Source organism: Herbaspirillum sp. GW103, assembly GCF_000261365.1.
Lineage (GTDB): Bacteria > Pseudomonadota > Gammaproteobacteria > Burkholderiales > Burkholderiaceae_D > Herbaspirillum.
The window spans coordinates 283699-310250 of record NZ_AJVC01000003.1; the positions used below are offsets into that span (position 1 = coordinate 283699).

The 26552-nt window shown below is 59.0% G+C and carries 24 protein-coding genes and 2 tRNA genes; 14 read left to right on the forward strand and 12 right to left on the reverse strand.

Annotated features, from left to right (window positions below; translation table 11 throughout):
* The first annotated feature begins 206 nt into the window (after window positions 1-206).
* Window positions 207-1016, forward strand: a complete 810-nt coding sequence (locus GWL_RS04745; RefSeq protein WP_008327292.1) for a ferredoxin--NADP reductase — start codon at window positions 207-209, stop codon at window positions 1014-1016.
* Between the two features lie 462 nt (window positions 1017-1478).
* Entirely contained in the window at window positions 1479-2144 is a 666-nt protein-coding gene (locus GWL_RS04750; RefSeq protein ID WP_008327293.1) for a response regulator transcription factor, read from the forward strand.
* A gap of 127 nt (window positions 2145-2271) precedes the next feature.
* Here GWL_RS04750 and GWL_RS04755 read toward each other — a convergent pair.
* The 4 genes from GWL_RS04755 to GWL_RS04770 all read right to left on the reverse strand — a co-directional run bounded on the left by GWL_RS04755 (window position 2272) and on the right by GWL_RS04770 (window position 5606).
* Window positions 2272-2347, reverse strand: a tRNA-His gene (locus tag GWL_RS04755).
* Window positions 2348-2485: 138 nt separating this feature from the next.
* Complete coding sequence (gene murI, locus GWL_RS04760) at window positions 2486-3379, reverse strand: glutamate racemase (RefSeq protein WP_008327294.1); 894 nt, start codon at window positions 3377-3379, stop codon at window positions 2486-2488.
* Window positions 3380-3421: 42 nt separating this feature from the next.
* Window positions 3422-4963, reverse strand: coding sequence for a fumarate hydratase (locus GWL_RS04765; protein WP_008327295.1), 1542 nt, complete (start codon window positions 4961-4963; stop codon window positions 3422-3424).
* 31 nt (window positions 4964-4994) lie between these two features.
* Complete coding sequence (locus GWL_RS04770; RefSeq protein WP_008327296.1) at window positions 4995-5606, reverse strand: YqhA family protein; 612 nt, start codon at window positions 5604-5606, stop codon at window positions 4995-4997.
* Window positions 5607-6016: 410 nt separating this feature from the next.
* Between GWL_RS04770 and acs the strand changes: the two genes are divergently transcribed.
* The 5 genes from acs to GWL_RS23845 all read left to right on the forward strand — a co-directional run bounded on the left by acs (window position 6017) and on the right by GWL_RS23845 (window position 11433).
* Window positions 6017-7999 carry an acetate--CoA ligase gene (gene acs, locus GWL_RS04775; protein ID WP_008327298.1) on the forward strand — a complete coding sequence of 661 codons (1983 nt, stop codon included), beginning with the start codon at window positions 6017-6019 and terminating at the stop codon, window positions 7997-7999.
* A gap of 178 nt (window positions 8000-8177) precedes the next feature.
* A tRNA-Ser gene (locus GWL_RS04780) sits at window positions 8178-8268 on the forward strand.
* A gap of 556 nt (window positions 8269-8824) precedes the next feature.
* The gene (locus tag GWL_RS04785; RefSeq protein ID WP_034350095.1) at window positions 8825-10558 is read left to right on the forward strand and encodes a methyl-accepting chemotaxis protein; all 1734 of its coding nucleotides are present in this window, start codon (window positions 8825-8827) and stop codon (window positions 10556-10558) included.
* 357 nt (window positions 10559-10915) lie between these two features.
* Window positions 10916-11257 (forward strand): hypothetical protein, encoded by a 342-nt coding sequence (locus GWL_RS23840; protein WP_237713518.1) that lies wholly within the window; start codon window positions 10916-10918, stop codon window positions 11255-11257.
* An 8-nt stretch (window positions 11258-11265) separates the two neighbouring features.
* Entirely contained in the window at window positions 11266-11433 is a 168-nt protein-coding gene (locus GWL_RS23845; protein ID WP_008327300.1) for a bacteriophage capsid portal protein, read from the forward strand.
* A gap of 68 nt (window positions 11434-11501) precedes the next feature.
* Here GWL_RS23845 and GWL_RS23275 read toward each other — a convergent pair whose 3' ends face one another.
* The gene (locus GWL_RS23275; protein ID WP_008327302.1) at window positions 11502-11657 is read right to left on the reverse strand and encodes a hypothetical protein; all 156 of its coding nucleotides are present in this window, start codon (window positions 11655-11657) and stop codon (window positions 11502-11504) included.
* Between the two features lie 304 nt (window positions 11658-11961).
* Here GWL_RS23275 and GWL_RS24080 point away from each other — a divergent pair, with 304 nt between their 5' ends.
* Window positions 11962-13638 carry a methyl-accepting chemotaxis protein gene (locus GWL_RS24080; protein ID WP_008327304.1) on the forward strand — a complete coding sequence of 559 codons (1677 nt, stop codon included), beginning with the start codon at window positions 11962-11964 and terminating at the stop codon, window positions 13636-13638.
* A 345-nt stretch (window positions 13639-13983) separates the two neighbouring features.
* On the opposite strand, the gene GWL_RS04800 is transcribed toward GWL_RS24080, so the two are convergent.
* The gene (locus GWL_RS04800; protein WP_008327311.1) at window positions 13984-14772 is read right to left on the reverse strand and encodes a hypothetical protein; all 789 of its coding nucleotides are present in this window, start codon (window positions 14770-14772) and stop codon (window positions 13984-13986) included.
* A gap of 543 nt (window positions 14773-15315) precedes the next feature.
* On the opposite strand from GWL_RS04800, the gene GWL_RS04805 reads away from it, so the two are divergent.
* The gene (locus GWL_RS04805; protein WP_034350099.1) at window positions 15316-16884 is read left to right on the forward strand and encodes a methyl-accepting chemotaxis protein; all 1569 of its coding nucleotides are present in this window, start codon (window positions 15316-15318) and stop codon (window positions 16882-16884) included.
* Window positions 16885-17081: 197 nt separating this feature from the next.
* Here GWL_RS04805 and GWL_RS04810 read toward each other — a convergent pair whose 3' ends face one another.
* Window positions 17082-17462 (reverse strand): hypothetical protein, encoded by a 381-nt coding sequence (locus GWL_RS04810; RefSeq protein ID WP_237713519.1) that lies wholly within the window; start codon window positions 17460-17462, stop codon window positions 17082-17084.
* A 109-nt stretch (window positions 17463-17571) separates the two neighbouring features.
* Here GWL_RS04810 and GWL_RS04815 point away from each other — a divergent pair, with 109 nt between their 5' ends.
* The gene (locus tag GWL_RS04815; RefSeq protein ID WP_008327315.1) at window positions 17572-19131 is read left to right on the forward strand and encodes a sensor domain-containing diguanylate cyclase; all 1560 of its coding nucleotides are present in this window, start codon (window positions 17572-17574) and stop codon (window positions 19129-19131) included.
* 26 nt (window positions 19132-19157) lie between these two features.
* On the opposite strand, the gene GWL_RS04820 is transcribed toward GWL_RS04815, so the two are convergent.
* A complete protein-coding gene (locus GWL_RS04820; protein ID WP_008327318.1) occupies window positions 19158-19601 on the reverse strand; it encodes a MarR family winged helix-turn-helix transcriptional regulator in 444 nt (147 codons plus the stop codon).
* A 173-nt stretch (window positions 19602-19774) separates the two neighbouring features.
* Between GWL_RS04820 and GWL_RS04825 the strand changes: the two genes are divergently transcribed.
* Together GWL_RS04825 and GWL_RS04830 are read left to right on the forward strand one after the other, a co-directional pair.
* Window positions 19775-20320: a VOC family protein gene (locus tag GWL_RS04825; RefSeq protein ID WP_008327319.1), complete on the forward strand. Its 546-nt coding sequence runs from the start codon at window positions 19775-19777 to the stop codon at window positions 20318-20320.
* Window positions 20321-20371: 51 nt separating this feature from the next.
* Window positions 20372-22006: an FAD-dependent oxidoreductase gene (locus GWL_RS04830; protein ID WP_008327321.1), complete on the forward strand. Its 1635-nt coding sequence runs from the start codon at window positions 20372-20374 to the stop codon at window positions 22004-22006.
* A gap of 77 nt (window positions 22007-22083) precedes the next feature.
* Here GWL_RS04830 and GWL_RS04835 read toward each other — a convergent pair whose 3' ends face one another.
* The 3 genes from GWL_RS04835 to GWL_RS04845 all read right to left on the reverse strand — a co-directional run bounded on the left by GWL_RS04835 (window position 22084) and on the right by GWL_RS04845 (window position 23211).
* Window positions 22084-22314 (reverse strand): hypothetical protein, encoded by a 231-nt coding sequence (locus GWL_RS04835; RefSeq protein ID WP_008327323.1) that lies wholly within the window; start codon window positions 22312-22314, stop codon window positions 22084-22086.
* 9 nt (window positions 22315-22323) lie between these two features.
* Window positions 22324-22725 carry a response regulator gene (locus GWL_RS04840; protein WP_034350101.1) on the reverse strand — a complete coding sequence of 134 codons (402 nt, stop codon included), beginning with the start codon at window positions 22723-22725 and terminating at the stop codon, window positions 22324-22326.
* 96 nt (window positions 22726-22821) lie between these two features.
* Entirely contained in the window at window positions 22822-23211 is a 390-nt protein-coding gene (locus GWL_RS04845; protein ID WP_008327325.1) for a hypothetical protein, read from the reverse strand.
* A 311-nt stretch (window positions 23212-23522) separates the two neighbouring features.
* Between GWL_RS04845 and GWL_RS04850 the strand changes: the two genes are divergently transcribed.
* Window positions 23523-24740 (forward strand): S9 family peptidase, encoded by a 1218-nt coding sequence (locus GWL_RS04850; RefSeq protein WP_237713520.1) that lies wholly within the window; start codon window positions 23523-23525, stop codon window positions 24738-24740.
* Window positions 24741-24870: 130 nt separating this feature from the next.
* Here the strand turns inward: GWL_RS04850 and GWL_RS04855 are convergent, their stop codons facing one another.
* Window positions 24871-25098, reverse strand: a complete 228-nt coding sequence (locus tag GWL_RS04855; RefSeq protein ID WP_008327329.1) for a hypothetical protein — start codon at window positions 25096-25098, stop codon at window positions 24871-24873.
* A 624-nt stretch (window positions 25099-25722) separates the two neighbouring features.
* Between GWL_RS04855 and GWL_RS04860 the strand changes: the two genes are divergently transcribed.
* Window positions 25723-26514 (forward strand): transporter substrate-binding domain-containing protein, encoded by a 792-nt coding sequence (locus GWL_RS04860; protein ID WP_008327332.1) that lies wholly within the window; start codon window positions 25723-25725, stop codon window positions 26512-26514.
* The last annotated feature ends 38 nt before the right edge of the window (window positions 26515-26552 follow it).

Genomic DNA, 26552 nt, shown 5'->3' on the forward strand with positions numbered 1-26552 from the left:
GCGGATAGTTCCTGGCCGTGCAGGCGGCGCAAGCTTCATTTTCGGCTCGCCCTGCATGTCATCCTGTGACCCGGTGCCATGCACGCCGCTTGCGGTATTGCCGGTGCAAGCCCCGGAGGGCCTGCCCGCCTGTTCATCCCGCTATTGTAATGCCCCGGCAGTGGTTGTCGTACGGGCAATCTGGCAGTTCATCGAAGGAGAATCCTGTGAGCAGTACCAGTAGTGTGAGCTTTGATGCGTATTCGGAAAAGGCGACTTGCGAGCGCCTGTTGTGGGTGCATCGCTGGACCGACAAGCTGTTGAGCTTTCGCACCACGCGCCCGGCCGGCTACGGTTTCACGGCCGGGCAGTTTGCGCGCCTGGGCCTGGAGATCGATGGCGAGGTGGTCTCGCGTGCCTATTCGATCACCTCGGCCGAAGGGGATGATTACCTGGAGTACTACGCCATCATCGTCCCGGAAGGAAAATTCACTTCACGCCTGAACCAGCTTCAGCCGGGCGATGCCGTCTGGGTCGAAAAGCTCAGTTACGGTTTCATGACTGCCGATCGTTTCGCCGATGGTCGCCAGTTGTGGATGCTGGCCACCGGTACCGGCCTGGGGCCATATGTCTCGATCCTGCAGCAGCCCGAGGTGTGGCAGCGATTCGAGGATTTGATCGTGGTCCACGGTGTACGCCAGCGCGAGGAACTGGCCTATGCCGAAACCTTCGCCCGCTTGCAGCAGCAAGCCCGCGAGCAGGACTGGCCGGCGCGCCTGCATCGGCTGTGCTGCGTCACGCGCGAGGCCGACCTGCCGGTCGCCCCAGGCTGGCTGGGCGGGCGCATCACGACTCTGCTCCGGGACGGCCGGCTGGAACAGGCCAGCGGCCTGGCCCTGAGCCCCGAGCACAGCCGCGTGATGGCCTGCGGCAATCCGGACATGGTCACCGAGGTGCGCGAGTTGCTGCGGGAACGCGGCATGACGCCGCTGCGGCGTACCGGTGGCGGGCAGTTCGTGACCGAGGATTACTGGTGATGCAGGAGGAGCCCCGGTGCAAGCCCTTGAGGCGTCAGCCGGACAAAGCCAGGACGCTGCGATGCAGCTTGGGCGTACCTGGGCTTGATGGTGCGTGCTGGTGAGGAGCGATGAGAATTCCGTGGGACCTCACACGATATCGAGCCAGGCCACAAATATTTTTTAGATATCTTCACTAAAAGCTCGGGATCGAATATTTTCTATTGACACCTCGAAATAATTCGATTTTTTGTGGGAATAACGCACTTTCCTTTCTATTTTCTTCAGATTTTCTCTATCTCCTAACGATGGAAGTTTTCGCGATGCCGTAGTGGCATCGCCCGACATGGGGAGCCGACATCGATGCAGACAAATCGAGGGCGCCAGCCGAGGCAATACAAAGGCGATATATGGGAGGATGAACGCGGGCAATGATGTCGCGGAGTCGCCACCTGTCAGTCAATTGAACCATTTGGGGGTAGCATGAATTTGAAGAAAGTCCTGCACGTTGCCATAGCCGATGATCATCCCATCGTGTTGGGCGCGCTTCGGGGTGAGCTGGCGCGCCTGCCGGAAATCCGTATCGACCTGGAAGTCGAGAATGGCGAAGCCCTGATCAACGCGCTCAAGCGTTCGCCCTGCGAGATCGTCATCACCGACTTCGCCATGCCGGCCGATGACAGCGACGAGTCTGATGGCTTCGCGCTGGTCAAGCGCCTCAAGACCGAGCATCCGTCGACCAAGGTGATCGTCTACACCGCCATGAACAATGGTGCGGTCATCCGGCGCCTGTATCGCATGGGCGTGTTTGCCGTCATCAACAAGCGCGAGAAGACCGACGAGCTGATCAATGCCTGCCTGGCCACCCAGAGCAGCAAGCAGCTGTATTTCCCGGTCTCGCTGCGCGGCGAGCTGGAGATGAGCTGGGCCCAGGGCGAGGGCTTCGGCCTGGTGCGCGAGCTGACCCAGAGCGAGCTGGAAGTGGTGCGTCTGTTCGTGGAGGGGCAGTCTTTGGGGGAAATCTGCGTGCGCCTTTCGCGCACGCCCAGCACCATCAGCACTCACAAGAACAATGCCATGCGCAAGCTGGGATTGAGTACGGATGCGGAGCTGATCAAGTATGCGTATTCGACGGGGATGATCAACTGACGCAGGAAAGTGCCCGGCACCGCATTGGTGCCGGCCTTGTCGGGGAGGGGCGCAGAGGAGGTAAGGCGGCGCGGCCCGCCAAAACAAAAAGCCCGGTCACCAGGACCGGGCTTTTTGCTTGAATCTGTGGGGTGGCTGATGGGACTCGAACCCACGACGACAGGAATCACAATCCTGGACTCTACCAACTGAGCTACAGCCACCGTCGACTGTCAGACAGACTCGCGTCCGTCATCAAGTAAGCAAAAGATTATACAAACACTTGAAGGGAATGGCAACACAATTTCCATGCAAATTGGCAATTCCCCTGAAATTCCTTCCTCACCCAGCCAGGATCTGCTTCACCCACCGGCTTGTGGCAGCAAGGCCCGTACCGGGGGATCGAGCTTGAGCAGCCCCCGGAAGGCCTGTTCCAGCGTCGTGCCGCTAGCCGTGGTGAAGCCGGCCAGCGACCCGGTGGCGGCCCGGGTCTGCAAGCCCTCGGTCTGCAGCAGGCGTTGCAGTTGCCGGGTGACGGCCTGGCCGGTATCGATGATCTCCGGGACCTCACCGATCAGGCGTTTGCATACGCTCTCGATGGCCGGGCGCACGAAGGGGTAGTGGGTGCAGCCCAGTACCAGCGTATCGGCACCCTGCTCCAGGAGGGGCGCCAGATAGCGCTCCAGCAGTTGCACCGTCGCAGGCGAGAACAGTTCACCTTTCTCGATCAGGTCCACCAGGCCCACGCAGGCCTGGGGCAGGTAACGCACCTGATACTGCGCCTGCATCTGCTGCTGCAACAAGGCAAAGCGCGTGCTGGCCAGCGTGCTGCGCGTGGCCAGCACGCCGACGGTGCCGCTGCGGGTTTGCTGGGCAGCCGGTTTGAGGCCGGGCTCGATGCCCACCACGATCAGTTGCGGCCAGTGCGCGCGGATGGCCTGGATGGCGGCGGCGGTGGCGGTATTGCAGGCCACCACCAGGGCCTTCACGCCTTGCTCCAGCAGGAAGGAGGCGATGGCCAGGGAGCGCTCCACGATTTGCGCTTCGGTCTTGTCGCCATAGGGCGCATAGCCGGAGTCGGCAAAGTAGAGCAATTGTTCGCGCGGCAGGGCGGCGTGGATGTGACGCAGCACCGACAGGCCGCCGATGCCGGAATCGAAAATGCCGACCGCGGCATCAGCTGCGGTCGGCATTGCGGTGGTGCTGTCAGATCCTGCGGCAGAAGGCACGCTGACCTGCTTGACGGCTTCATTCATGGTGCTGCGCGCGCTCCTGCTGCGAGGCCTGCCTGAGTTTGATCAGGCCGTGGTGACGGGGATCTTGGAAAGCGACACGCTCTGGGCGATCTTTTCCTTCCATTCGGCCGGCCCGGTGTTGTGCACCGAGATGCCGTTGGCGTCCACGGCCACCGTCACCGGCATGTCCTTGACGTCGAACTCGTAGATCGCTTCCATGCCCAGGTCGGCAAAACCCAGCACCTTGGCCGACTTGATCGCCTTGGAGACCAGGTAAGCCGAACCACCCACGGCCATCAGGTAGGCCGACTTGTGCTTCTTGATCGCCTCGATGGCAGCCGGGCCGCGCTCGGACTTGCCGATCATGGAGATCAGGCCGGTCTGCTCCAGCATCATGTCGGTGAACTTGTCCATGCGGGTGGCGGTGGTCGGGCCAGCCGGACCCACCACTTCGTCGCGCACCGGATCGACCGGGCCGACGTAGTAGATCACGCGGTTGGTGAAGTCCACCGGCAGCTTCTCGCCCTTGGCCAGCATGTCCTGGATGCGCTTGTGGGCGGCATCGCGGCCGGTCAGCATCTTGCCGTTCAACAGCAGGGTCTGGCCCGGCTTCCAGGAGGCGACTTCTTCCTTGGTGAGGGTGTCCAGATTGACCCGCTGGGACTTCTCGGTGTCGGCTACCCAGTGCACTTCAGGCCAGTCCGACAGCGACGGCGGTTCCATGTAGGCCGGGCCGGAGCCATCCAGCACGAAGTGGCCGTGGCGGGTCGCGGCACAGTTGGGGATCATGGCCACGGGCTTGGAGGCGGCATGGGTCGGGTGCATCATGATCTTCACATCCAGCACGGTGGTCAGGCCGCCCAGGCCCTGTGCGCCGATGCCCAGTGCGTTGACCTTCTCATAGAGCTCGATACGCAGTTCTTCGGTCTTGTTCTGCGGGCCGCGCTTCAAGAGCTCGTACATGTCGATGTCTTCCATCAGCACTTCCTTGGCCATCAGCATGGCCTTCTCGGCGGTGCCGCCGATACCGATGCCCAGCATGCCCGGCGGGCACCAGCCGGCACCCATGGTTGGCACGGTTTTGAGGACCCAGTCCACCAGGTTGTCGGAAGGGTTCAACATGACAAATTTGGTCTTGTTCTCGGAGCCGCCGCCCTTGGCCGCGATCTGCACGTCCACGGTGTTGCCGGGCACCAGTTCCATGTGGATCACGGCCGGGGTGTTGTCCTTGGTGTTCTTGCGCTCGAACTGCGGGTCGGCCACGATGGAGGCGCGCAGCACGTTGTCCGGGTGCGAGTAGCCGCGACGCACGCCTTCGTTGACGGCGTCGGCGATCGAGCCCGAGAAGCCTTCGAAGCGCACGCCCATGCCGATCTTCAGGAAGACATTGACGATGCCGGTATCCTGGCAGATCGGGCGCTTGCCCTCGGCGCACATGCGCGAGTTGGTCAGGATCTGTGCGATGGCATCCTTGGCGGCCGGGCTTTGCTCGGTCTCGTAGGCGCGGGCCAGATGCTGGATATAGTCGGCCGGATGGTAGTAGCTGATGTACTGCAGCGCGGCGGCGACGGATTCGATGAGATCGTCTTGCTTGATGATGGTCATGGCTGGTTCTCTCGGTTTGGATGAGGCAAAGTCAGTGCGGCTTGTCGGACGATTCGGTCGGATGCACCATCAGCCGGTCGCAATATGCGATGGCCATGGCCGACAAGAGGAAGGCGATATGGATGCCGGTCTGGGCGATGAGCGTCTTGGCATCATACAGATTGGCGTTGATGAAGGTTTTGAGCAGGTGGATCGACGAGATCCCGATGATGGCCGTGGCCAGCTTGACCTTCAGGACGGAAGCATTCACATGCGAGAGCCACTCGGGCTGGTCCGGATGGCCTTCCAGGTTCATGCGGGAGACGAAAGTTTCATATCCGCCCACGATCACCATGATCAGCAGGTTGGAAATCATCACCACGTCGATCAGCGCCAGCACCACCAGCATGATGGTTTGTTCATTGAGCTTTTCCGGGCGGATGGCGCCGGGAATGGCCACGGCGTCCAGGATGTGAGCCAGCGAACTGGCACTGCCCATGGCCGCACCGATCAGGTCCACCAGCTCGACCCAGAAGTGATAGACGTAGACGCACTGTGCCAGGATCAGCCCCAGATAGAGCGGCAGTTGCAGCCAGCGGCTCATGAAAATCAGGTTGGGCAGGATGCCGATCTTGCGGGGAGGCTGGGGCGACGAGTTTTTCATGGGTCTGGGCTACGCGTGATTCTGGCGATGGTGGCGATATCCGAGGAGGGCGCCGACTGCGGAGGACCAGCGCGGCTTCGGATTTGGGGCCGTATTCTACACGCCCTTCGCCCATTTCCGGGGACCCGCCTCGCAAGCGCCGTGGACAGTGCCTGCGGGAAACATCGACCTGTGCCAGAATGCCAATATGTTGTCTTGAACATCAGAGAACATTGCAGCGATATGAAGGTCTGCGTCCATGGAGCCAGCGCACTACTATGCGGCTCCGACGCCTACCAAGGCGCCGTCATCGCCGGTCAGCCCTGATGCAAGCGGCTTCCCGCCCGGATGGGTGCTGCTTGTGTAAGGACTGAGTAAGTGAAACGGCCTATGTTTTGCGGAAAGCAAAAACAAACCTTTTGGAGACTACCGTGGCAGACATCGAGACATTCAAGCAAGAGAACCGCGTATTCGCACCGCCGGCCGAGCTGGTCAAGCACGCCGCCATTTCGGGCATGGACGCCTACCAGGCCCTGAACGCCGAATTCGAAAAAGACTACGAAGGCAGCTGGGCCAAGCTGGCCAAGGACAACCTGAAGTGGCACAAGCCCTTCACCCAGACGCTGGATGAATCCAACGCACCGTTCTACAAGTGGTTCGCCGATGGCCAGGTGAACGTTTCGTACAACTGCCTGGACGTCAACCTGGACAACGGCAATGCCGACAAGACTGCCGTCATCTTCGAATCCGACGACGGCAAGGTCACCCGCGTGTCCTATCGCGAACTGCACCAGAAGGTCTGCCAGTTCGCCAACGGCCTCAAATCGCTGGGCATCAGGAAGGGTGACCGCGTGGTCATCTACATGCCCATGTCGGTTGAGGGTGTGGCCGCCATGCAGGCGTGTGCGCGCATCGGTGCGACGCACTCGGTGGTCTTTGGCGGCTTCTCCGCCAAATCCCTGCACGAGCGCGTCATCGACGCTGGTGCCGTGGCCGTGCTGACCGCGGATTACCAGGTGCGCGGCGGCAAGCAGCTGCCCTTGAAATCCATCGTCGATGAAGCCCTGGCCATGGGCGGCTGCGACACCCTGAAGCACGTGGTCGTCTACAAGCGCGCCGGTGCCGAGATCAACTGGGTCGAAGGGCGCGATCTGTGGCTTTCCGACGTGGTGGCCAACCAGCCCGATACCTGCGAGCCGGAATGGGTGGATGCCGAGCATCCGCTGTTCATCCTCTACACCTCCGGTTCCACCGGCAAGCCCAAGGGCGTGCAGCATTCCTCGGCCGGCTACCTGCTGTGGGCCGTGCTGACCATGAAGTGGACCTTCGACATCAAGCCTGATGATGTCTACTGGTGTACTGCCGACATTGGCTGGATCACCGGCCACACCTACATCGCCTATGGCCCGCTGGCCGTGGGTGCGACCCAGATCGTCTTCGAAGGCGTGCCCACCTATCCGAACGCTGGCCGCTTCTGGGACATGGTGGCGCGCCACAAGGCCACCATCTTCTACACTGCACCGACGGCGATCCGGTCGCTCATCAAGGCCGCCGATGCAGATGAGAAGGTCCACCCGAAGCAATACGACCTGTCCTCGCTGCGCATCCTCGGTTCGGTGGGTGAGCCCATCAATCCGGAAGCCTGGATGTGGTACTACAAGAACGTTGGCCGCGAGAATTGCCCCATCGTCGACACCTTCTGGCAGACCGAGACCGGCGGCCACATGATTTCACCGCTGCCGGGCGCAACGCCCCAGGTACCCGGTTCCTGCACGCTGCCGTTGCCGGGCATCACGGCAGCCATCGTCGATGAGACTGGCAATGACATCCCCAATGGCAATGGCGGCATCCTGGTAGTCAAGCGTCCGTGGCCGTCGATGATCCGCACCATCTGGAACGATCCGGAGCGCTTCAAGAAAAGCTACTTCCCGGAGGAGCTGGGTGGCAACATCTATCTGGCTGGCGACGGCGCGGTGCGCAACAAGGAGACCGGTTACTTCACCATCACCGGGCGTATCGATGATGTGTTGAACGTCTCCGGCCACCGCATGGGCACCATGGAAATCGAATCGGCGCTGGTCGCCAACAGCATCGTGGCCGAGGCCGCCGTGGTCGGCAAGCCCGATGAAACTACGGGTGAATCGATTTGCGCCTTCGTGGTCTTGAAGCGTCCGCGTCCGACCGGAGACGAGGCCAAGCAGATTGCCAAGGAGCTGCGCGACTGGGTGGCCAAGGAAATCGGTCCGATTGCCAAGCCCAAGGAAATCCGTTTCGGCGACAACCTGCCCAAGACCCGTTCCGGCAAGATCATGCGTCGTCTGCTGCGCGTGCTGGCCAAGGGCGAGGCGATCACGCAGGACGTCTCCACACTGGAAAATCCGGCCATCCTGGATCAGCTCAAGGAAGCGCAGTAAGCCTGATACTGCCGTTGCAAGGCGGCGGCAGGCAAACCGGCGGGGCAGGGCGTTGTGGTAGCGATGCCTGGTCCTGCCGGTTTTTTTATGGTCTTTTTGAAAAACATGCAGAAAAGACTTGGCTTCGCCGAGAAGCTTGCTATAATGCGTGGCTTCGCTGAACGCGAACCCAAATCCAGGAGAGGTGGATGAGTGGTTTAAGTCGCACGCCTGGAAAGCGTGTATAGGTTCATAGCCTATCGGGGGTTCGAATCCCCCCCTCTCCGCCAGAGTAAAACGCCTAACTTATTGATTTCAATAGTTAGGCGTTTTTTTTTGCGCCCGTCAAATGGGCCAGAGTAGGATGAGGTTGGCAACCAAATGACAGCAAAAATGCCAGCGTTAAAAGCCGATATTCAAGAACCAAATCCGCTCCACCTATTCCTCGAACGGAATGAAAAATATGGGCGGCCACTCTCCTTTGCATGGTCAAGTTTTCCCAATGAGACATGCTGCAAAGGATTGCTTTGTAATCTTTTGGTCAACTGACAAGATTACAACTTTCCTTGGACTTTGTGATTAATTTGCAATTAATTCACATCAGTAACGCTTGGGCTGTTGTGTGAGTAGAGAATCCTCGAAAGCTGACACGGCGGCCGGGGAAAATTGATCTTGATCGCAAGGCCTGCCGTCGTCGAAGCTCAGTGCGAGTGTCGCAATACAAATTAGGGTCGGTTGCCTGTCGGCGCGTCGACAAGAGGGGGCTCTTTCATCGTCGCGCCCAGTGCAAGCCAATGCACGAACCCAAACTCCATATCGCCAATACATTTTCATCTAGGGGAAAACATGTTTTCGTCACTCACGGTCGGCAGGAAGTTGGGCTTGTCATTTCTGGTGTTGGTCTTGGTCTCGCTGATTGGCAGTAGCGTGTCCTTGTTCAATTTTTCCAGACTTGAAGAAGCCAGTGCAATGAACGTCCATACCTATGAAGTGATGGGCGCGGCCGACGATATGTTGCTCAACATGGTCAATATCGAAACCGGCGTCCGAGGCTACGTTGCCTCGGGTAATGAAGCGTTCCTTGATCCATACAAGAGTGGACGCAAGAATTTTCGCATAGCCTTCGATAAGGCCAAGTCGCTCACGGCCGACAACCCGGCACAGCAGAAACGCTTGGTCGAAATGCTTGATCTGACGGACAAGATCGAGGAAGTCGACCAGATGCTGATGAGGCTGAGAAAAGAGGCCAATGCCAGCGCTTCCAACCAGGAACTGCAAACTTATTTCGGTGCCACCCACGACAAGATTTTCATGGATCGCTTCCGTGCCGTGCAGCAAGAATTCGTGCAGGCCGAGAAATCACTGCTGTCGGTTCGCAGCGAACAGGTCCACACCTTGAGCAAGTCGACGTTGTGGACGCTCATTGGTGCTGGTTCCTTAACTATCCTGTTGGCCATCGTGGCTGGTTTTACCATCACCCGCAGCATCCTTCGTGCTCTGGGCGGCGAACCCGCTCAGGCAGCCTCGGTGGCTCAGTCCATCGCAGCTGGAGATCTGACGGTTGCCGTGGCGCTCAATCCGAATGACCGGACCAGCCTGATGGCATCGCTGGCCAGCATGAAAGATCAATTGACCAATATCGTGCGCGGCATCCAGGCTTCTGGTGAGTCAATCACAATGGCGGCCGGGGAGATCGCTACCGGCAATACCGACTTGTCCCAGCGTACTGAAGAGCAGGCGGCTTCGCTCGAGGAGACAGCATCGAGCATGGAGCAATTGACCTCTACCGTGCGCCAGAACTCTGATAATGCCAAACAGGCCAATGTTCTGGCTGAGAATGCGTCGAGCCTGGCGGTCAAGGGCGGGGAGGTGGTCAGTCGCGTTGTTGACACCATGAACGAGATTTCGGATAGCTCCAGCAAGGTATCCGACATCATTACGGTGATTGAAGGGATTGCCTTCCAGACCAACATTCTTGCGCTCAATGCGGCAGTCGAAGCCGCCCGCGCAGGCGAGCAGGGGCGCGGTTTCGCAGTGGTTGCCAGCGAAGTGCGCTCTCTGGCGCAACGTAGTGCTGCAGCGGCCAAGGACGTTAAGGACTTGATTACGTTATCGGCTGAACGGGTTGGACGCGGCACGCAATTAGTGGACGAGGCTGGTGAGACCATCGGCGAAGTCGTGCAGGCTGTGCGCAACGTGACCGACATTATGAACGAGATCAGTGCCGCGTCTTCTGAACAGACCGCCGGCATCGAACAGGTCAACCAGGCGCTGGTCCAGATGGATCAGGTCACACAGCAAAATGCGGCACTGGTGGAACAGGCCGCTGCCGCAGCGCAAGCGATGTCGGAGCAGGCGGTTGAGTTGCGCGCGGCAGTGGGGGTATTCAAAGTGGGTGGTGCGACCCCGTCCCGGGGCGCGCCCGCACCGGCTCGTGCGGCACCACGGCCATCCCAGTCGAAAAAGCCCGTAATGCGCCAAGCGGCCCCTGTGCTGCTGCCCAAGCAGAGCGATGCTCTCAAGGAGAGTGTTTCGTCGTCCAATCACAAGAGGGCGGATGAGGAGTGGGAAACTTTTTGAAAGCAGATGGGATTAGATGCAAAAACGGTACCCTTCGGGTGCCGTTTTTGATCTTCTCTTGTTTGGTGACTGAATATCTGAACAGCTTTGGATCCTGCCTCAGGTTGAGCATCCTTGATCCAACTTCCGTAAACTCGAGAGGTCATACTCCGGTCTGAATGCCCCATTTCTTGAGCGATCCACATCGGTGATTTGCCTGTAGTTAGCATCATGCTGCCATGAGTTTTCGCGCTCGGTATCGGTTGATCGGATAACGTCATCTTCTGCCAATGGGCGAAATGCAGCAGTGAACTGAGGGTCGTTATCGGGGGGCGACTCGGTAAAGCCCCGCTACGCGCGCGCTGCCTGCGCTTGGGCATGTTAGAAATTCCAGAAGACATCAAGGACAACATCGACCAGGCGACAGAGCCTCGGCACGTTGTGCGCCGACTCTACTTCGAGGGCTCGCATACGGGCCTCATCTTCTACATGACCGACACGGCCAGCAACGTCAGCGATGTGGACAAGCTGCGTGAGGCGATGCGCAAAAGCAAAGGGCCGGACAATTTCCGCAACCTGTTTGTGAATGGGCCGGGGGCAAGAAAGGTGGCCTGCAGACCCTGCGGGTTTCCGAGATCGCGGCCAAGGACGAATTTTTCGACATCAAGAACTGTACGCGCGACGATGTGCTTGCACGCGCATCGCGTGCCGGCGCAATGACTGGGGCCATGGCCAACGACACCGGCGGATTCAGCGATGTGACGAAGGCCGTCACCGTCTTTGGCGGTAACGCGATTGAGCCGTTGCAGGCGCAGTTTCTTTCTTTGAACGAGTGGGACAGCCGAGAAGCGGTCCGCTTCCGTTCCTATCAACTTCCGACCAATGAGGGTAACTAACTCTGAGCGCCCAAGCCGACACGCGGACAGCAGATTCTGCCGAACCGTCGCCGTGGGCCTGGCCGGAGTTAGACGTGCGCCAGTGCTTCGGCCTGATTGTCGCTGCCATTTTCGCGACAAGCCAGCAGCCCTCGAGCTGCTGTTTTGTGACACTGATTGCCGAGATGACGATAGCCGCAGACTTGCTGCACGTCGACGAGCAGGCTTTTGATTTCGCGGCGCATTATTAACCGAAGGTACCCGGCCGATCCTTCCGAGTGAAAAGCCGCCGCATGGGCAAACGCTCTGGGAGCGTCACAAGCCCCGTCTTATCAAAAATCATAATTCCTCTTCTTATTAAATCTTACCGTCTATCAGGAAATGACTGACCTATTGTTGTTGCGCCTCCATTGAATTAAGCAGAAAAATTAAATATGATGAATTTTAGTAATTAAATTATTTTTTGGTTGATTTTTTCAACTCTTCTAACTCTTGCTCATAAGCGGGGGCATTCGAACTAGAGGAAGTCGACATCCATAGGAGCTAGAGATGAATTTGAAAAATATGACGGTGCGCACCAGACTGACCTTAACCTTTGGAGGGCTGTCTCTTTTGGTCTGTATTGCTTCGCTTATCGCAATCAATTCCTTACGAACTGCTCAGGAGCAGTTTAGTGCCTTTGTCCTCGGTATCAACACACGCGCTCACCTCGTTGAGCAAATTCATATCGCGGTCAGCGAGCGAGCAATTGCAGTACGCAATATGGTTCTGGCCACCGACCCTAATCGTCTAAAAGAGGAGAAGGCCGCGGCTATCAAATCTCATGAAGTTGTTCAGGAAAGCCTTTCCAAGCTGAAGGCGATGATCGCGGACGATGACATTCCTCTCAATATCAAAGCGATGGTTGCGGACATTGATCGAATTGAACAGGCCTATACACCGGTCGCCCTATCGATTGTTGATCTGGCTTCAAACCAGCGGAGAGATGAGGCGATCAACAAAATTAACAATGAGTGTATTCCTTTGCTCAATGCGCTTTCGGCAAAGGCGAACGCCTACGCCGAGGCAACAACTGTACGATCAAAAAATCTGCTTCATGAGGATGAAGAGCGTTACATAGCTGAGCGCAAGTTGCTCATCGCGGTATGCCTGCTGGCCATCGCTGGCGCGGTTGCCTCTGGTGCGCTGACGGTCCGAAGCTTAACGAAGTCTCTCGGTGCCGAACCAACGACCTTGGTAGATATTGCGCATCAGGTTGCCAAAGGAGATCTACGATCTATCGCGACGCAGGGCTCCGTACCAGATAACAGCGTATTGGCCTCATTGTTGGTGATGCAGAAAAATCTCGTGGGGATCGTTGGAGAGGTCCGAAATTCTTCTGGTTTGATCGCGGCAGGCGCCACTGAGATTTCGTCCGGCAACCTTGATCTCTCCTCTAGAACAGAGCAACAAGCGAGCTCATTGGAGGAAACCGCATCTGCAATGGAAGAATTGACCTCGACCGTCAAGCAAACCGCCGAAAATTCACGCAATGCAAATCAGTTGGCGTTGTCGGCATCGGCGGTTGCGGTTGGTGGCGGCGAAGTTGTGGGCAAGGTTATTGCGACGATGAAAACCATTCATGAGTCGTCCAGCAAAATCGTTGACATCATCAGCGTGATTGACGGAATCGCGTTTCAGACAAATATCCTCGCATTGAATGCCGCTGTAGAGGCTGCTCGGGCTGGTGAGCAGGGCCGAGGGTTTGCGGTAGTTGCGTCCGAGGTGCGTACTCTGGCGCAACGAAGCGCGGCTGCCGCAAAGGAGATCAAAGTTTTAATCAACGACTCTGTCGCTAGCGTGGAAGACGGCAGCAAGTTGGTCGCCGAAGCCGGTGCGACTATGGAACAGGTAGTTTCCAGTGTTCGTAGAGTTAGTGAGGTGATCAATGAAATCAGTGCGGCTAGCAATGAACAAAGCGACGGAATAGAACAGATAAATCAGGCGATTACCCAAATGGACGAAGTGACCCAACAAAATGCGGCCTTGGTAGAGGAGGCAGCTGCAGCTTCTCAATCGCTGCAGGTCCAAGCTCAGCACCTGGAGGAGGCTGTAGGAGTGTTCAAACTTGAAGTCGAAAGTAGCGTAGTTTCAGACCCGATCGGTGGGCATCCGCACGATGCTCAACGGGGACGCTCGAACATAGGAGCAGTGTCGCGCTACAGCGCGCTGGACTATTCCAGGTAAGCCTCTACTCTATAGAGAAGCATTTCGCACATGCGTCAATTCCGTGCTTGTCTGGGCACGCTTCGAGGTGATCTGGCATCGTGAAGCCAATCGGCGCGGCGAAAAATCCTCGGTTCGAATGAGCCGGGGATTTTTTTACGCGCTGCGGCGCTTGCCATGGCTGAAAAAGGTCTGACCGCCGCTGATGACCGAGCTCCCATGCCTGGACTTGTCTCCCATGGTGATGAATGGATGGACTCATGATTTCCTCGCCAGGTCGCACATAGCGTACAAGTGATGCTCTGTTGCGGCCGCTTTGATGAGAGGCAACAGAATTTGTTCCGACTCCGCTGGGGCGATCTTCTGTCAGAACCGCACTTTCAGATAGGCCGATGGCCCGGTCAGCTTCACATCGAGTGCGGCTTGCGAACTGCCGCCATCCCGGTCGATATGAATGCGGGTGATGCCATAGTCGGCGCCAATGCCGAGGTTTTTCAGCGGATACCATTCCACGCCCAGAGCCGCGCCATAGATATGTCCGGTCACCGTCCCCCAGTTTTTCTTGACCCCCGAAGCCTCGGCATACAGTCGCAGGTCCTTGCTGAAAGCGTGCTTCCATCCGAGCTCAAGAAGCGGTGCGAAGGTCTTTTCGGTATCGCTTTCATCGAGGGAACCGGTGGTGCCGTTGAAGACACCATTGGCTCTGAGATCATAGTGGGCGCGGTAATAACCCGCGCCCAGGCCGATGCCGAACACGTCATCGCCCTTGCCCAGCCACCACTTGTAGGCCAGCGAGGCGAAGTCCACCTCGATATTGGCGTTGGCTGTGCCGGCCAGGATGGCTGGCGTACCGCCGACGTTGAATGAGCGCGAAGTGCTGTAGCTGTAGTCGTTGCGGTAGCGGAAATAATCGAAGGACAGCCCCTGGCTGTCTCCCAGCAGAAGTTCGGCGCGCAAGCGCGGCAGGGTGGTGCGGTTGCGGTCGATGTCACCGCTGTCAGCGGAGCCGTAGCGCGTATTGGCCTGGACGTTGAAGGTCGGATTGACGTAATAGCCGCCTGCCGACAGGCTGAAACGATCCAGCGCCGGTGAGGGATCTGCATGGGCGCCTTGAGCAAGCAGGCTCAGTGCAACCGTGCCGGAAAGAGAAGCCATCAGACGAAATGTCCTGATGGGCAAGCAAGGACGTGCGAGCGAATCGAGCTTCATAGTGGTCACTACCCCAGAAAGTGTATGGTCACAGGACCGGTCCGACGGACCGGAAAGGCTGGATCATCCTAGAGCAGTCACTTCGGGCGCAGCGATCAGCGCTTTTCTCTAACTTTTGTAGGAAAGGGCGAGCCGGCATTGCCGAGATAAGGAAAATCGCGGTCGCAATGTGAGCTGTATGGCCTGTCTCCTCAATTGAGTATGAGAACGTCTGACCCATTGATTGACTTGGCCCGGCGATGGCATTTCGTCCACGAGAGATGCCGGCACTGAGTGGCGTATTGGAAATCCCTCCATCTCTGCACCGTCAGCCATCCAAAGATAATTACTCGCATTAATTGTCGATCTTTTAACACTAGCTCTACGGTATGGGGAAAATCCCTACATCCTTATTTTCTGCCCTTGGCTATAGTCTTCTCAGGCAGAGATTGGTCGTTTCCAGATTGATCTATTTGAAATGCTCGCATTTAATTCAAGGGGAATCCAGAAATGACTTTTTTCCATAATATGAAGATCGGCAACAAGCTCGCGCTGGCGTTTGCGGTTTTGCTGTTGCTTACCGTCTCGCTCGCTGCGATTTCGCTTGCCAGCATTCGATCTTTGACGACATCCATCAAGGTGGCCGATGCGGTTCAAGATCAGCGTCTGGTGCCGCTATATCTTGCGCGGGAAGCACTTGATCAAACTGGCATTGCCGCGCGCAACGCCTATGTTTTCAAGAGTGACGGCGATGCCCAGAAGGAACTGGCAATCGTCGATGAACAGAAGAACGTGTATCTGAAGGCATTGAAAGAGATGGAATCCCGTTTCTCCGGCGATAAGGCCTTCGACAAGGTGCGGACAGGTCTGCTGCAAATGGCCGAAGAACTGAAGCGCCCGCGTATTTACCGTGAGAGCGGAAAGATGGAAGAGTACCGTGACTTCCTGGTCAATGAATGCAGTCCGTTGCGTCGACAGATTGTGCTTGATATCAACAAGGTCATCGCGGAAGTGGACGTCGAAAATGACCGGGCACACGAGGCGACGATGAACATGGCCGAGAAAGCTTCTATCGTTGTCGCCGCATTGACCTTTTTTGTGGCCGTCAGCTCTGCGCTGGTCGCGGTTGTCATTACACGCGGCCTGTTGAAACAGCTTGGTGGTGAGCCATCCTACGCCGCAAAAATCGCGCAGCAGATCGCTGCAGGCGACCTGACTTCTCCAGTGCAAACCAAGGCAGGGGATGCGACCAGCTTGCTGTTTGCCATCAAGCAGATGCGGGACAGTCTGGTATCAATTGTGGGAAAGGTCCGCGAGGGCACGCATACGATTGAGCAGGCTTCTGCGGAAATCGCATCCGGAAACATGGACCTGTCTTCTCGTACCGAGCAGCAAGCGGGCGCATTGGAAGAAACTGCGTCTGCAATGGAAGAGTTGATGTCCACGGTCAAGCAAAATGCCGACAATGCCAAGCAGGCAAGTCAGTTGGCTGTGTCGGCATCCGACGTTGCCACCCGAGGTGGCAGCGTAGTGGGTGAAGTGGTCAAGACCATGGAGGGCATCAACGCCTCCTCACGGAAGATTGTCGACATCATCAGCGTCATTGACGGAATTGCTTTTCAGACGAATATTCTTGCATTGAATGCCGCAGTCGAAGCGGCACGGGCAGGAGAGCAAGGGCGTGGCTTTGCCGTCGTTGCCTCCGAAGTGCGCAGCCTTGCGCAACGTAGCGCGACGGCCGCCAAGGAAATCACGGAGCTGATCAACGATTCGGTTGCACAGATCGGACAGGGTAGCAGCTTGGTCGAACAAGCAGGATTGACGATGGAAAACGTGGTTTCCAGTGTGCAGAGGGTCACAGATGTCGTTGCCGAGATTTCCCATGCAAGCCAGGAGCAAAGTCACGGCATAAGCCAGGTCAATCTGGCCGTGACTCACATGGACGAAGCCACGCAGCAAAACTCCGCGCTGGTGGAGGAAGCTGCAGCAGCGGCCAATTCGATGATGGAGCAGGCCAGCGCCTTGGCGGGACTGGTGTCGACTTTCAAGCTGGATACGTCTTCGGTACGCTCAGTGTGAAGACCGGAGTGCGCCGTTGCCGTACACCATGCAAGGCCCAACGGCACGGATACTTTCCGGGCCGCCGGCTACAGGGTGGCAGGAAAACCCTGTCCACGCCAAATTTGCGGTTTGGTGAGCGGTTGATGAAAGTTGCCTCTGTTCATCCCGGTGCAAGCTCGCTGATACCTCAGCGGGTTTCAAGCTGGCTTAGCGGATCAGTGAATCGTTGCTCCGGCCACTGCCCCCGCCTCTGGGGACTGTGGCAGCGCGTCCTGTTCCTCGATGAACAGCAGGAATTCCATATGATTGCGGGCATGCACCCATGCCGCCAGCGTCCGTCCGCTGTGCGCCTGCAGGGCGCCGATATGCCTGCCGATCAGGCCACCTGCGTACTGGCGTATCTCACCGGGCTCGGCACCGGCAGCCGACATCGCGACCAGGCAATTGCGGGTGGCATTGCGGATGAGGTCGCCCACGATCAGGTTGGCTCCGGCCATCTCGGCCAGCTTCTCTATGATCAGGACATATCGGTCGGCAATCTCTTCTGCAAAACTGTTTAGCATGATTTCTCCCATCGCCCCGAGCTTATACGGCATTGGTTCTTTGATACCATCGGGAGAATCCTGATCAGGCAATCTCTGATGGCAATGCCCGCCCGGTTGAACAATAATGGCGCCACGAGACGTCACCGTTCAGGGGAGAGCAATGCAAGTGTGTCCGATCAAGGTGGCGTCCAGGGCGGCCAAGGGGTTTGTGGCGGCCGTCTGCATCATCATCCTCGTGCTGGAGGCCTGGACCTCCTGGCACGAGCGCAGCACCGAGATGGACGAATCCTTCCGCGCCACGGCCAACATGGCGCTGGCCCTGTCGCAGCATGCGGACCAGGCGCTCGACGAGGTCGACATCGTGCTCAAGGCCGTGATGGAGCAGGTTCAGGACAAGCGGCTGGCGACCACGGACAACGAGCGCCTGCACAACTTCCTGGTCCGCAACGTAAGCGAGGTGCCGCAACTGGCGGGCCTGTTCGTCTATGACGAAAAAGGCCGATGGATCGCCTCCTCCCAGCCGGTTCTCGAAACACGATTCAACAACAGCGACCGCGACTATTTCCAGCATCACCAGGCACATCAGGCCGATACCACCTTCATCGGCAAGCCCATCCGCAGCAAGTCGACCGGACACTGGGTCCTCACCATGAGCCGCCGCGTCAGCAAGCCCGACGGTTCGTTTGGTGGCGTCGTGCTGGCCACGCTGGACATTCAGTTCTTCGAACGCTTCTATCACAAGTTCGATATCGGGCAGCAGGGTGCCATCCTGTTCGGCTCGAACGACGGCACGGTCCTGTATCGCCGGCCACTGCTTGCCGATTCCATGGGCAAGTCGCTCGCGCAGTCGCCTTTGTTCCAACAGCACATCAAGGTGCAAGAGGCGGGTGCGGTAGAGAGCCGGTCGACGCAGGACGGTATCTTGCGCATCCATGGCTTCAAGCACCTTGCCAATTACCCGCTCTTTGTCATCGTGGCCGTGTCCGAGGACGAAGTCCTGCACGGCTGGGCCAGGCATGCCATCGTGCGCGGCGTGGGCATCATTGTCCTGCTGCTTGCGATCTGCTACGGCGGTACCAGGATGGTGGCGCAGGTGTCACTGCGGGAGCGGGCACAAGCTGATGCGGTAAGGGCGCAGGCGGAACTTGAGGCCATGTTCGAGTTGCTGCAGACTCAGTCGCGCCGTGACGGATTGACCGGCGCCATCAATCGCCGCCATTTCGATGAATTGCTGGAGGCCGAAGCGGCGCGCTTTGCGCGAGTGGGCGGGGCGTTTTCGCTGCTGATGATCGATGTCGATCACTTCAAGCAATACAACGACCGGTACGGCCATGTGGTAGGTGATGTCTGCCTGAAGAACATTGCAGCGGCCATCTCCGGCGCCGTCCAGCGGGAGATCGATACCGTGGCCCGCTACGGGGGCGAAGAGTTTTCCGTGCTGTTGCCTGAGTGCGGCAGCGCCGGTGCCCTCGTCGTGGCCGAACGGATAGAGGCAGCCGTCAGGGCCCGGGCTATCCCGCACGCATCCAGCGTCGAGGGTACGGTCACGGTCAGTATCGGCATTACCTCCATCACCTCCGACGAGGGCTTTTCCTACCTCCCGCGCGAACTCATCGAAAGCGCCGACAAGGCCCTTTATCAGGCCAAGGAGGCCGGGCGTGGCAGGGCGGTCTACCGCGAATTCCCCGTCAGAAAACCCAAGCTGGCCTGGTCCGCCTAGCGGTCTGATGCTGGCAACGAGCAGCCTCAGTCGGCCGCGTCCACGGCCTGCATGGCGCGCTCGCGGATCTTCTCCATGGCGCGCAGGAGGGCCTCGCGCTCGCCACAGCTCAAGGCCTGCAACAGATAGGCTTCACGCGCCTGCACCATCGGGACGATCTTGCGGTACAGCTTGCGGCCCTGCGCCGTTGGCCGCACGATGCGCGCGCGTGCATCGTCCGGACAGGGCTGGCGCAGTACCAGTCCTTCCTGTTCCATGCGCGCCAGCGCGCGGCTGACCTGCATCTTGTCCAGCGAGGTGTGGGGCACCAGAGCACTGGCCTGCATCTGCCCCTCTTCGGCCAGGGCAGCCAGAATGCGCCACTCGTCACGGCTCAGCCCGAAGCGGTCGGCATAGACACCGGCCACCGAACGACTGACCGCCTCGGCCAGTTGCGCCAGTTGATAGGGAAAGAAGGATTGCAGTTTCATTCCCGCATGGTAACAGACGTTACCAATTCAACGCAGCCGTCCTGCGCTTGATCCATGTCAAGACCCCTGCCTGTGCTGCCGTTCTTGCCCATCTTCCACATTGACCCTGGCCGTCGGCTGTCCATATAGTAACAACCGTTACTAATTCGAAGAACGCCCTCCAGGAGACTGTCATGAAGATCGATCGCATCCATCACGTTGCCTACCGCTGCAAGGACGCCAAAGAAACCGTGCTCTGGTACCAGAAATACCTGAACATGGATTTCATTCTGGCCATCGCCGAAGACCAGGTGCCCTCGACCAAGGCACCTGACCCCTACATGCACGTCTTCCTCGACGCCGGCCAGGGCAATGTGCTGGCCTTCTTCGAGATCCCCAATTCTCCGCCCATGGGGCGCGACACCAATACCCCGGCCTGGGTGCAGCACATCGCCTTCAAGGTCGACAGCGAAGCCACGTTGCGGGAAGTCATGCAGCGCCTGCGGGCCGATGGCATCGACGTGGTCGGCGTTACCGATCACACCATCTTCAAATCCATCTATTTCTTCGATCCCAGTGGCCACCGCATCGAACTGGCCGCCGATTGCGCCAGTGCGCAGCAGATGCAGCGCCTGGACGAGGTGAAGTGGGACATGCTCGAAGAGTGGTCGCGGACCCGCCGTGCGCCCCGGCACGCTGCCTGGATGCACGCGCAGGAATTCACGGCGGCAGACCATTGATCCGATAAAAAAATGACACCAGCATCACCCGCTCATTGACAGGAGACACCCATGCAGAGCACTTATACTTATCCCCGTTTCGCCTACCGGCAATCTGATGAACAGCGCAGCGGGCAACCGTTGCGCCATCCGGTGGTCATCATCGGCGCCGGCCCCATCGGCCTGACGGCCGCACTGGAATGCGCAGCACGCGGCCTGCCCGCCGTGGTGCTGGATGACAATGACACGGTCAGCATCGGCTCGCGTGCGGTCTGCTATGCCAAGCGTCCGCTGGAAATCTGGGACCGCCTGGGCGTGGCGCAGCGCATGGTGGACAAGGGCGTGGGCTGGCAACTGGGCAAGGTGTTTTTTGAGGAGCGCCAGGTCTACCAGTTCGACCTGCTACCGGAGACCGGGCACAAGATGCCGGCCATGATCAACCTGCAGCAATACTATCTGGAGCAGTATCTGGTGGAAGCCTGTCTGGCGCAGCCGCTCATCGAGCTGCGCTGGAAGCATCGCCTGCTGGCCCTGGAACAGGACGACGACGGTGCCACCCTGAGCGTGGAAACGCCGGATGGAATTTTCACCATGCAGGCACAATGGATCATCGCCTGCGACGGTGCCAACAGTGATACGCGCAAGATGGTCGGCGCGCAATTTACCGGTCAGTTCTTCCAGGACCGCTTCCTTATCGCCGATGTCATCATGAAGGCCGATTTCCCTACCGAGCGCTGGTTCTGGTTCGATCCGCCTTTTCATCCCGGCCAGAGCGTATTGCTGCACAGGCAGTGCGACAACGTCTGGCGCATCGATTTTCAGCTCGGCTGGGACGCCGATCCGGAGGAAGAGAAGAAGCCCGGCAAGGTCATCCCGCGCATCCAGGCCATGCTGGGCGAGGGTGTGGAATTCGAGCTGGAATGGGTGTCGGTTTACCAGTTTGCCTGCCGCCGCATCGACAACATGCGCGTCCAGCGGGTACTCTTTGCCGGTGACGCGGCGCACCAGGTCTCCCCCTTCGGCGCACGTGGCGCCAATACCGGCGTGCAGGATATCGACAACCTGATCTGGAAGCTCAAGCTGGTCATCGATGGCCAGGCACCGGCCAGCTTCATCGACAGCTATCACGAGGAGCGCGCCTTCGCCGCCGACGACAACCTGCGCCAGTCCACGCGCTCCACCGATTTCATCACGCCCAAGAGCCGTGTCAGTCGTGTGCTGCGCGATGCCGTGCTGACCCTGGCCGAGCGCGAGCCGTTCGCGCGGACCCTGGTCAACAGCGGGCGCCTGTCCACGCCCACGCCTTATGTGGCGTCCTCGCTCAATACCCCCGACAACGTCCTGTTTGGCCCGCGCATGGTGCCCGGCACCCCCTGCGCGGATGCGCCGGTGCGGCAGGCAAGGCGGCCGGGCTGGCTGCTGGATCAGTTGGGGGAGGGCTTCACCGTACTGGTGTTCGGTAGTGGCGAGACCCCTGCCAGCCTGCATGCGGCAGGCCTTGAGATTGCGGTCAAGACCATCGGTCCGACCGGTTCCGGGGCCATGCTGGAGGATGTGCAAGGCTTGGTCGCACAGCGCTATGCCGCGCGCGAGGGATGCACCTACCTCATCCGGCCGGACCAGCACGTTGCAGCCCGCTGGACTCGCTTCGACCCGTTGCAGGTGGCCGCCGCGGTTGAGCGCTGCGTCGGTCTTTGCACGACGTGACGCGACAACGGCAGCACGAGGCTGCCGTTGATGTTTTCTGCCGGTGTGTGCAAAGCGCTCACCGCAATCCGCAGGAATCAGTAGATGTCCAGTCCGAAATACTGGGCCACGTCACCTTCGGTCCAGTCCTTGATGACATTGCGTTCCAGCAGCACACGATATTCCGAGCGCTGCACGCCACTGCCCTGCTGCACGATACGACTCTCCAGGGTATAGATGGTCCGGTGGATGCGGGTCGTCATGGAGGCGTGCTTGATGATGCTGCCCGGTTCCGGTTCCTGCTGGTCGTCATTGGCGGGGATGTCCATCGCGCTCTCTCATTTCATCTGTGCGCGCCGCGCCAGGATCTTCTCGATCTTTTCCTTGAGCGTGGTGGCGTTGAAGGGTTTGACGATATACCCATCGGCGCCTTCCTGGGCCGCCGTGACGATGTTCTCCTTCTTGGCCTCGGCCGTGATCATCAATACCGGCAGATGCGCCAGCGCCGGCGTGGAGCGGATTTTCTTCAACAGGGTCAGGCCGTCCATGACCGGCATGTTCCAGTCGGTCAGCACGAAGGTAATGTTGGAAGCACCCGACTCCAGGATCTTCAGGGCCGTGGAGCCATCATCGGCTTCCACGATCTTGGTGTATTCGAGTTCCTTGAGCAGGCCGCTGACAATGCGGCGCATCGTCGAAAAGTCATCGACGACAAGAAAATGTTGGTCTGTATCAGCCATGGTGTAAAGCTACCTTGAGGAAGCGGTGTGAGTTGCGCGGGGTGCAAAAAGCATGCCGACGCCGCGCTGCGCGCAGTAATGCAGTCAGTCAGCGGATCAGTTGCTCAGCGCCCACTTGCCTGCGCTGTTCTTGCAATAGCGCAATTTCAGCGGTTCGGTCCCGCGCTTGCTGGAGACCACCAGGTCCACCTTGGCGCAGGGCGGGGTGCTCTGCTCGAAGGTCGGCGTGATCTTGGCCGTGGTGGAGGGCTTGGGGCCATCGGTCCACTGCGAGGTCTTGCCGCTCACGCCCGCATCCAGCGAGGCGCTGATGGCGGCATAGAGGGAGTTGATCTGTTCCTTCTTCAGGTCGGCCACGGCCGTGTTGGAGAAGAAGTCCAGGTTGGCCTGGGCATGTGCAGGGTAGCTCAGGGCTGCGGCGCAGATCAGGCCGGCCTGGGCGGCCAGCTTCAGAAAGCGGACGCGGGAGAGGGAACGCTTGTTCATGGCTTGCTCGTTTCTCGATGTCGGAATGTGAATGGCGCCGCCGGCCATCGGGGGGAAAGGGCAGACGGCGTTCCAGTCACTGTTTATACCAGAAGTCACCTCAGCCCCAAACCTGCGCTTGCACGGTAAAGCCCCCGCTTTTCCCGCTTTGCGACGCGCACCGGCTCGTCATAATGCGCCAGGCTGGACAGTATATACATACGCTGCATGTTGCACGCAAGCGTCGTCTACAGGCGATGCAAACGATTGCAGCGATTCAATTCCAATACAAAAAAGGGGAAGCAATGAAGTCATGCCTGATGCGCGCCAGCATGGTTCTGGCAATACTGACCGGGATGTTGTCCGCCTTGCCATCTCCGGCATGGGCGCAGACGCCCGTTGCTCCGGCGGTGCAGGCGGTGGCCTCGGGTGTGCGCTATCAGCTGATCGGCCGTTGGGATGTCGACCGGCTCAATGCCATTCTGCAAAAGGACACGCCCGCCTTCTCCGGTGTCCAGGTCAATTACACGCCCGCGCGCAATGCCGTGCTGCTCTATCGGGTGACCTATCCTTCGGTGATCCCGGAGCGCGGCAATCAGCCCATCCTGGCGTCCGGCCTGCTGGCATTGCCCGATACGTCCGCCAGATCTTATGCGCTGGTGTCCTACCAGCATGGCACCGTGTATGAGCGCCAGCAGGTACCTTCCTTCCCCGAGCAATCTCCGGAAACGCAACTGATGATTGCCCAGTTCGCCGGCCAGGGCTATGCCCTCATCGGTGCCGATTATTTCGGCATGGGCATTTCCACCGAGCCGGAAGGCTACATGGTCAAGGGCAGCCATCAGCAGGCCACCTACGACATGTTGCTGGCGGCGCGCAGCGTGCTGGCCAGCATGGGCGTGCGCGACGACAAACTGTTCCTCTCGGGCTGGTCCCAGGGCGGCTTCGTGACCATGGCCTTCCTCGAAAAGCTGGAGGCGGCCGGCATCAAGGTCGATGCCGCCACCACCGCCAGTGCGCCCCTGGATGTGTTCGCACTGCTTGAAGGCTTTCTTACCTATCCGCGTCCCAATGATGCGGCCTGGCTCAACAGCATCGTGATCCTCTCGGCCTTCGCCTTCGAGAATTACTACGGTGTACCGGGGCTGGCGCGTTCGGTACTCAAGGATTCCGTCTATGACGTGGCCAAGAAAGCCTATGATCGCCAGCCCTTCAATGTGGCCGACATTCCGACCGACCTGCACAAGTTGATGCGCCCTGAATATTTCGACCCGCAATACTTTGCCCAGTCCGCCTACGGGCGCCTGATCGCGGCGACCCAGGCCTATCGCTGGGTCATCCGTTCCGACGTGCGCAATTATTATGGCGAGACGGACGAAGCCATCACCCCTGGCGTAGGCCGCATGGCGATGACCTACGCGCAAGCCATGGGCGCGGGCAATCCGCATGTGCAGGCGGTGTCGACCGGACCGACTACGCATCGCGGCACTTTTGCCACGGCCGTGCCGGCGTGGAAACGCTGGTTCGATGAGAAGATGGCCGGCAAGTAAGACGCCTGGCGCGGTGCCGACGGCAGCGCGCCGTGCCAGCCGAAGCGGCTGTTCAGGTCGTGCAATGAAAAAAGGCCATCCGGATGAACGGATGGCCTTTTGCATGGCCGGAGGTGGTGCCGAGCATGGTTCAGGTTTCGGGCAACTCGCCTTTGGCAGCCAGATCAATGGCGCGTACGATGGCGACGGCCTTCTCGATCACTTCAGCCTGGCTGGAAACCCGCATGCTTTTCTTGAGGTGGTGGATGTGATCGCGGGTCTTGCGGCTCACCGGGACATTGAGGAAACCATCCGGTTCGGTCAGAAACTGCGGCGGAACCACCACGACGGGTTCGATGGTCTTGGAACGCTTGGGCATGGGTATCTCCCTTGTGATTGGTCTGGAATGAGGTTGCTGAAGTGCCTGCGGCAATATAACTTCGATCGTAAAGGCAGAAGAACTTATTTCTTCGATTTTACGATTTTTGTCGGGCCGCTCTTATTTGGCGGGAATGTCGGTGCCGATCTTTGGCGCGATCGCAACAGCGAAGATGCCCCCGCTTTTTATTCCTGCTTGAAGTTCGTGTCAAGCGAATTCCCATAATATTGTCCCTTTGGGCCAGTCCTGCATTCCTTAGATTTTGCCTCGTCGCGATCAATCGTGCACGGCGGCCGGCCTCTCCGCTTTCGCTCGGGGGATGGGCATTGGCGCGTGGGCCGGCATGGTGTGGTCCGATCCGGAAACCTTAGAACTTCGGGCAGGCACCGCAGAGATCGGGAGCGATATCCGGAGCGATATCGGATTTCCCCCGGGTGCTCCGATGATGGAAATGATTTCCGCTATCCGGGGCTGGCTGGCATGGTCCTTGCAGGGAAGAAGATCGCGTCCGGCAGCTCCTGCTTCATGGCAACGATGCGGGACGCGTACGGATTGCGGCGTGTGATTTTCTAAGTCTTTGTCTGCCGCACCGTTGACGATATCCACGACAACAAGGGAACCTTCATGAAGTTCATCAAGACCATCATTGCCCTGGCCGCTCTGGCCACTCTCAGCGCTACCGCCTGCGCCGACAACCTGGCCGACATCCAGAAGGCCGGCGTGGTCAGGATCGGTGTGCCGCAGGACTTTGCGCCGTATGGATCGGTCACGGCTGATCTGCAGCTGCAGGGGCTGGACATCGAGGTCGCTAAGCTGGTCGCCAAGGGCCTGGGTGTGAAGGCCGAACTGGTACCGGTGCCGATCTCCAGCCGCATGGCGTTCCTGCAGACGCACAAGATCGACCTCATCATCTCCACCCTGGGCAAGAATGCCGAGCGTGAAAAGGTGATCGACTTCTCGCAAGGCTATGCGCCCTACAACAACAGTGTCTTCGGCGTGGCCGCCATCAAGGTCGCGGGTCCGGCTGACCTGGCCAACCAGACTGTGGGCGTGGCCCGTTCCACCTTCGAAGATCTGATGCTCACTGACAGCGTTCCCAAGAGCACCACCATCAAGCGCTACGAAGACAACAACGGGCTGATCTCGGCCTACGTGTCCGGTCAGGTGCAGTTGGTCGGCACCGGCGATTTCGTGGCCTATGCGCTGGCCGAGAAGACACCCGCCAACAAGCCGCTGCTCAAGTACATCATCAACGTCTCGACCTGCTATGTAGGCATGAACAAGGGTGAGCCCGCGCTCATGGCCAAGGTCAATGAGGCGCTGACTGCCTCCAAGAAGAGCGGTGAGCTCAATGGCATCGTCAAGAAGTGGCTCAATGTGCCGCTGCCGGAAAAGATCGCCACGACTTACCAGTAAGCGATCCGGCCCGCAAGGACGGCCCGCCCTGGCGGGCC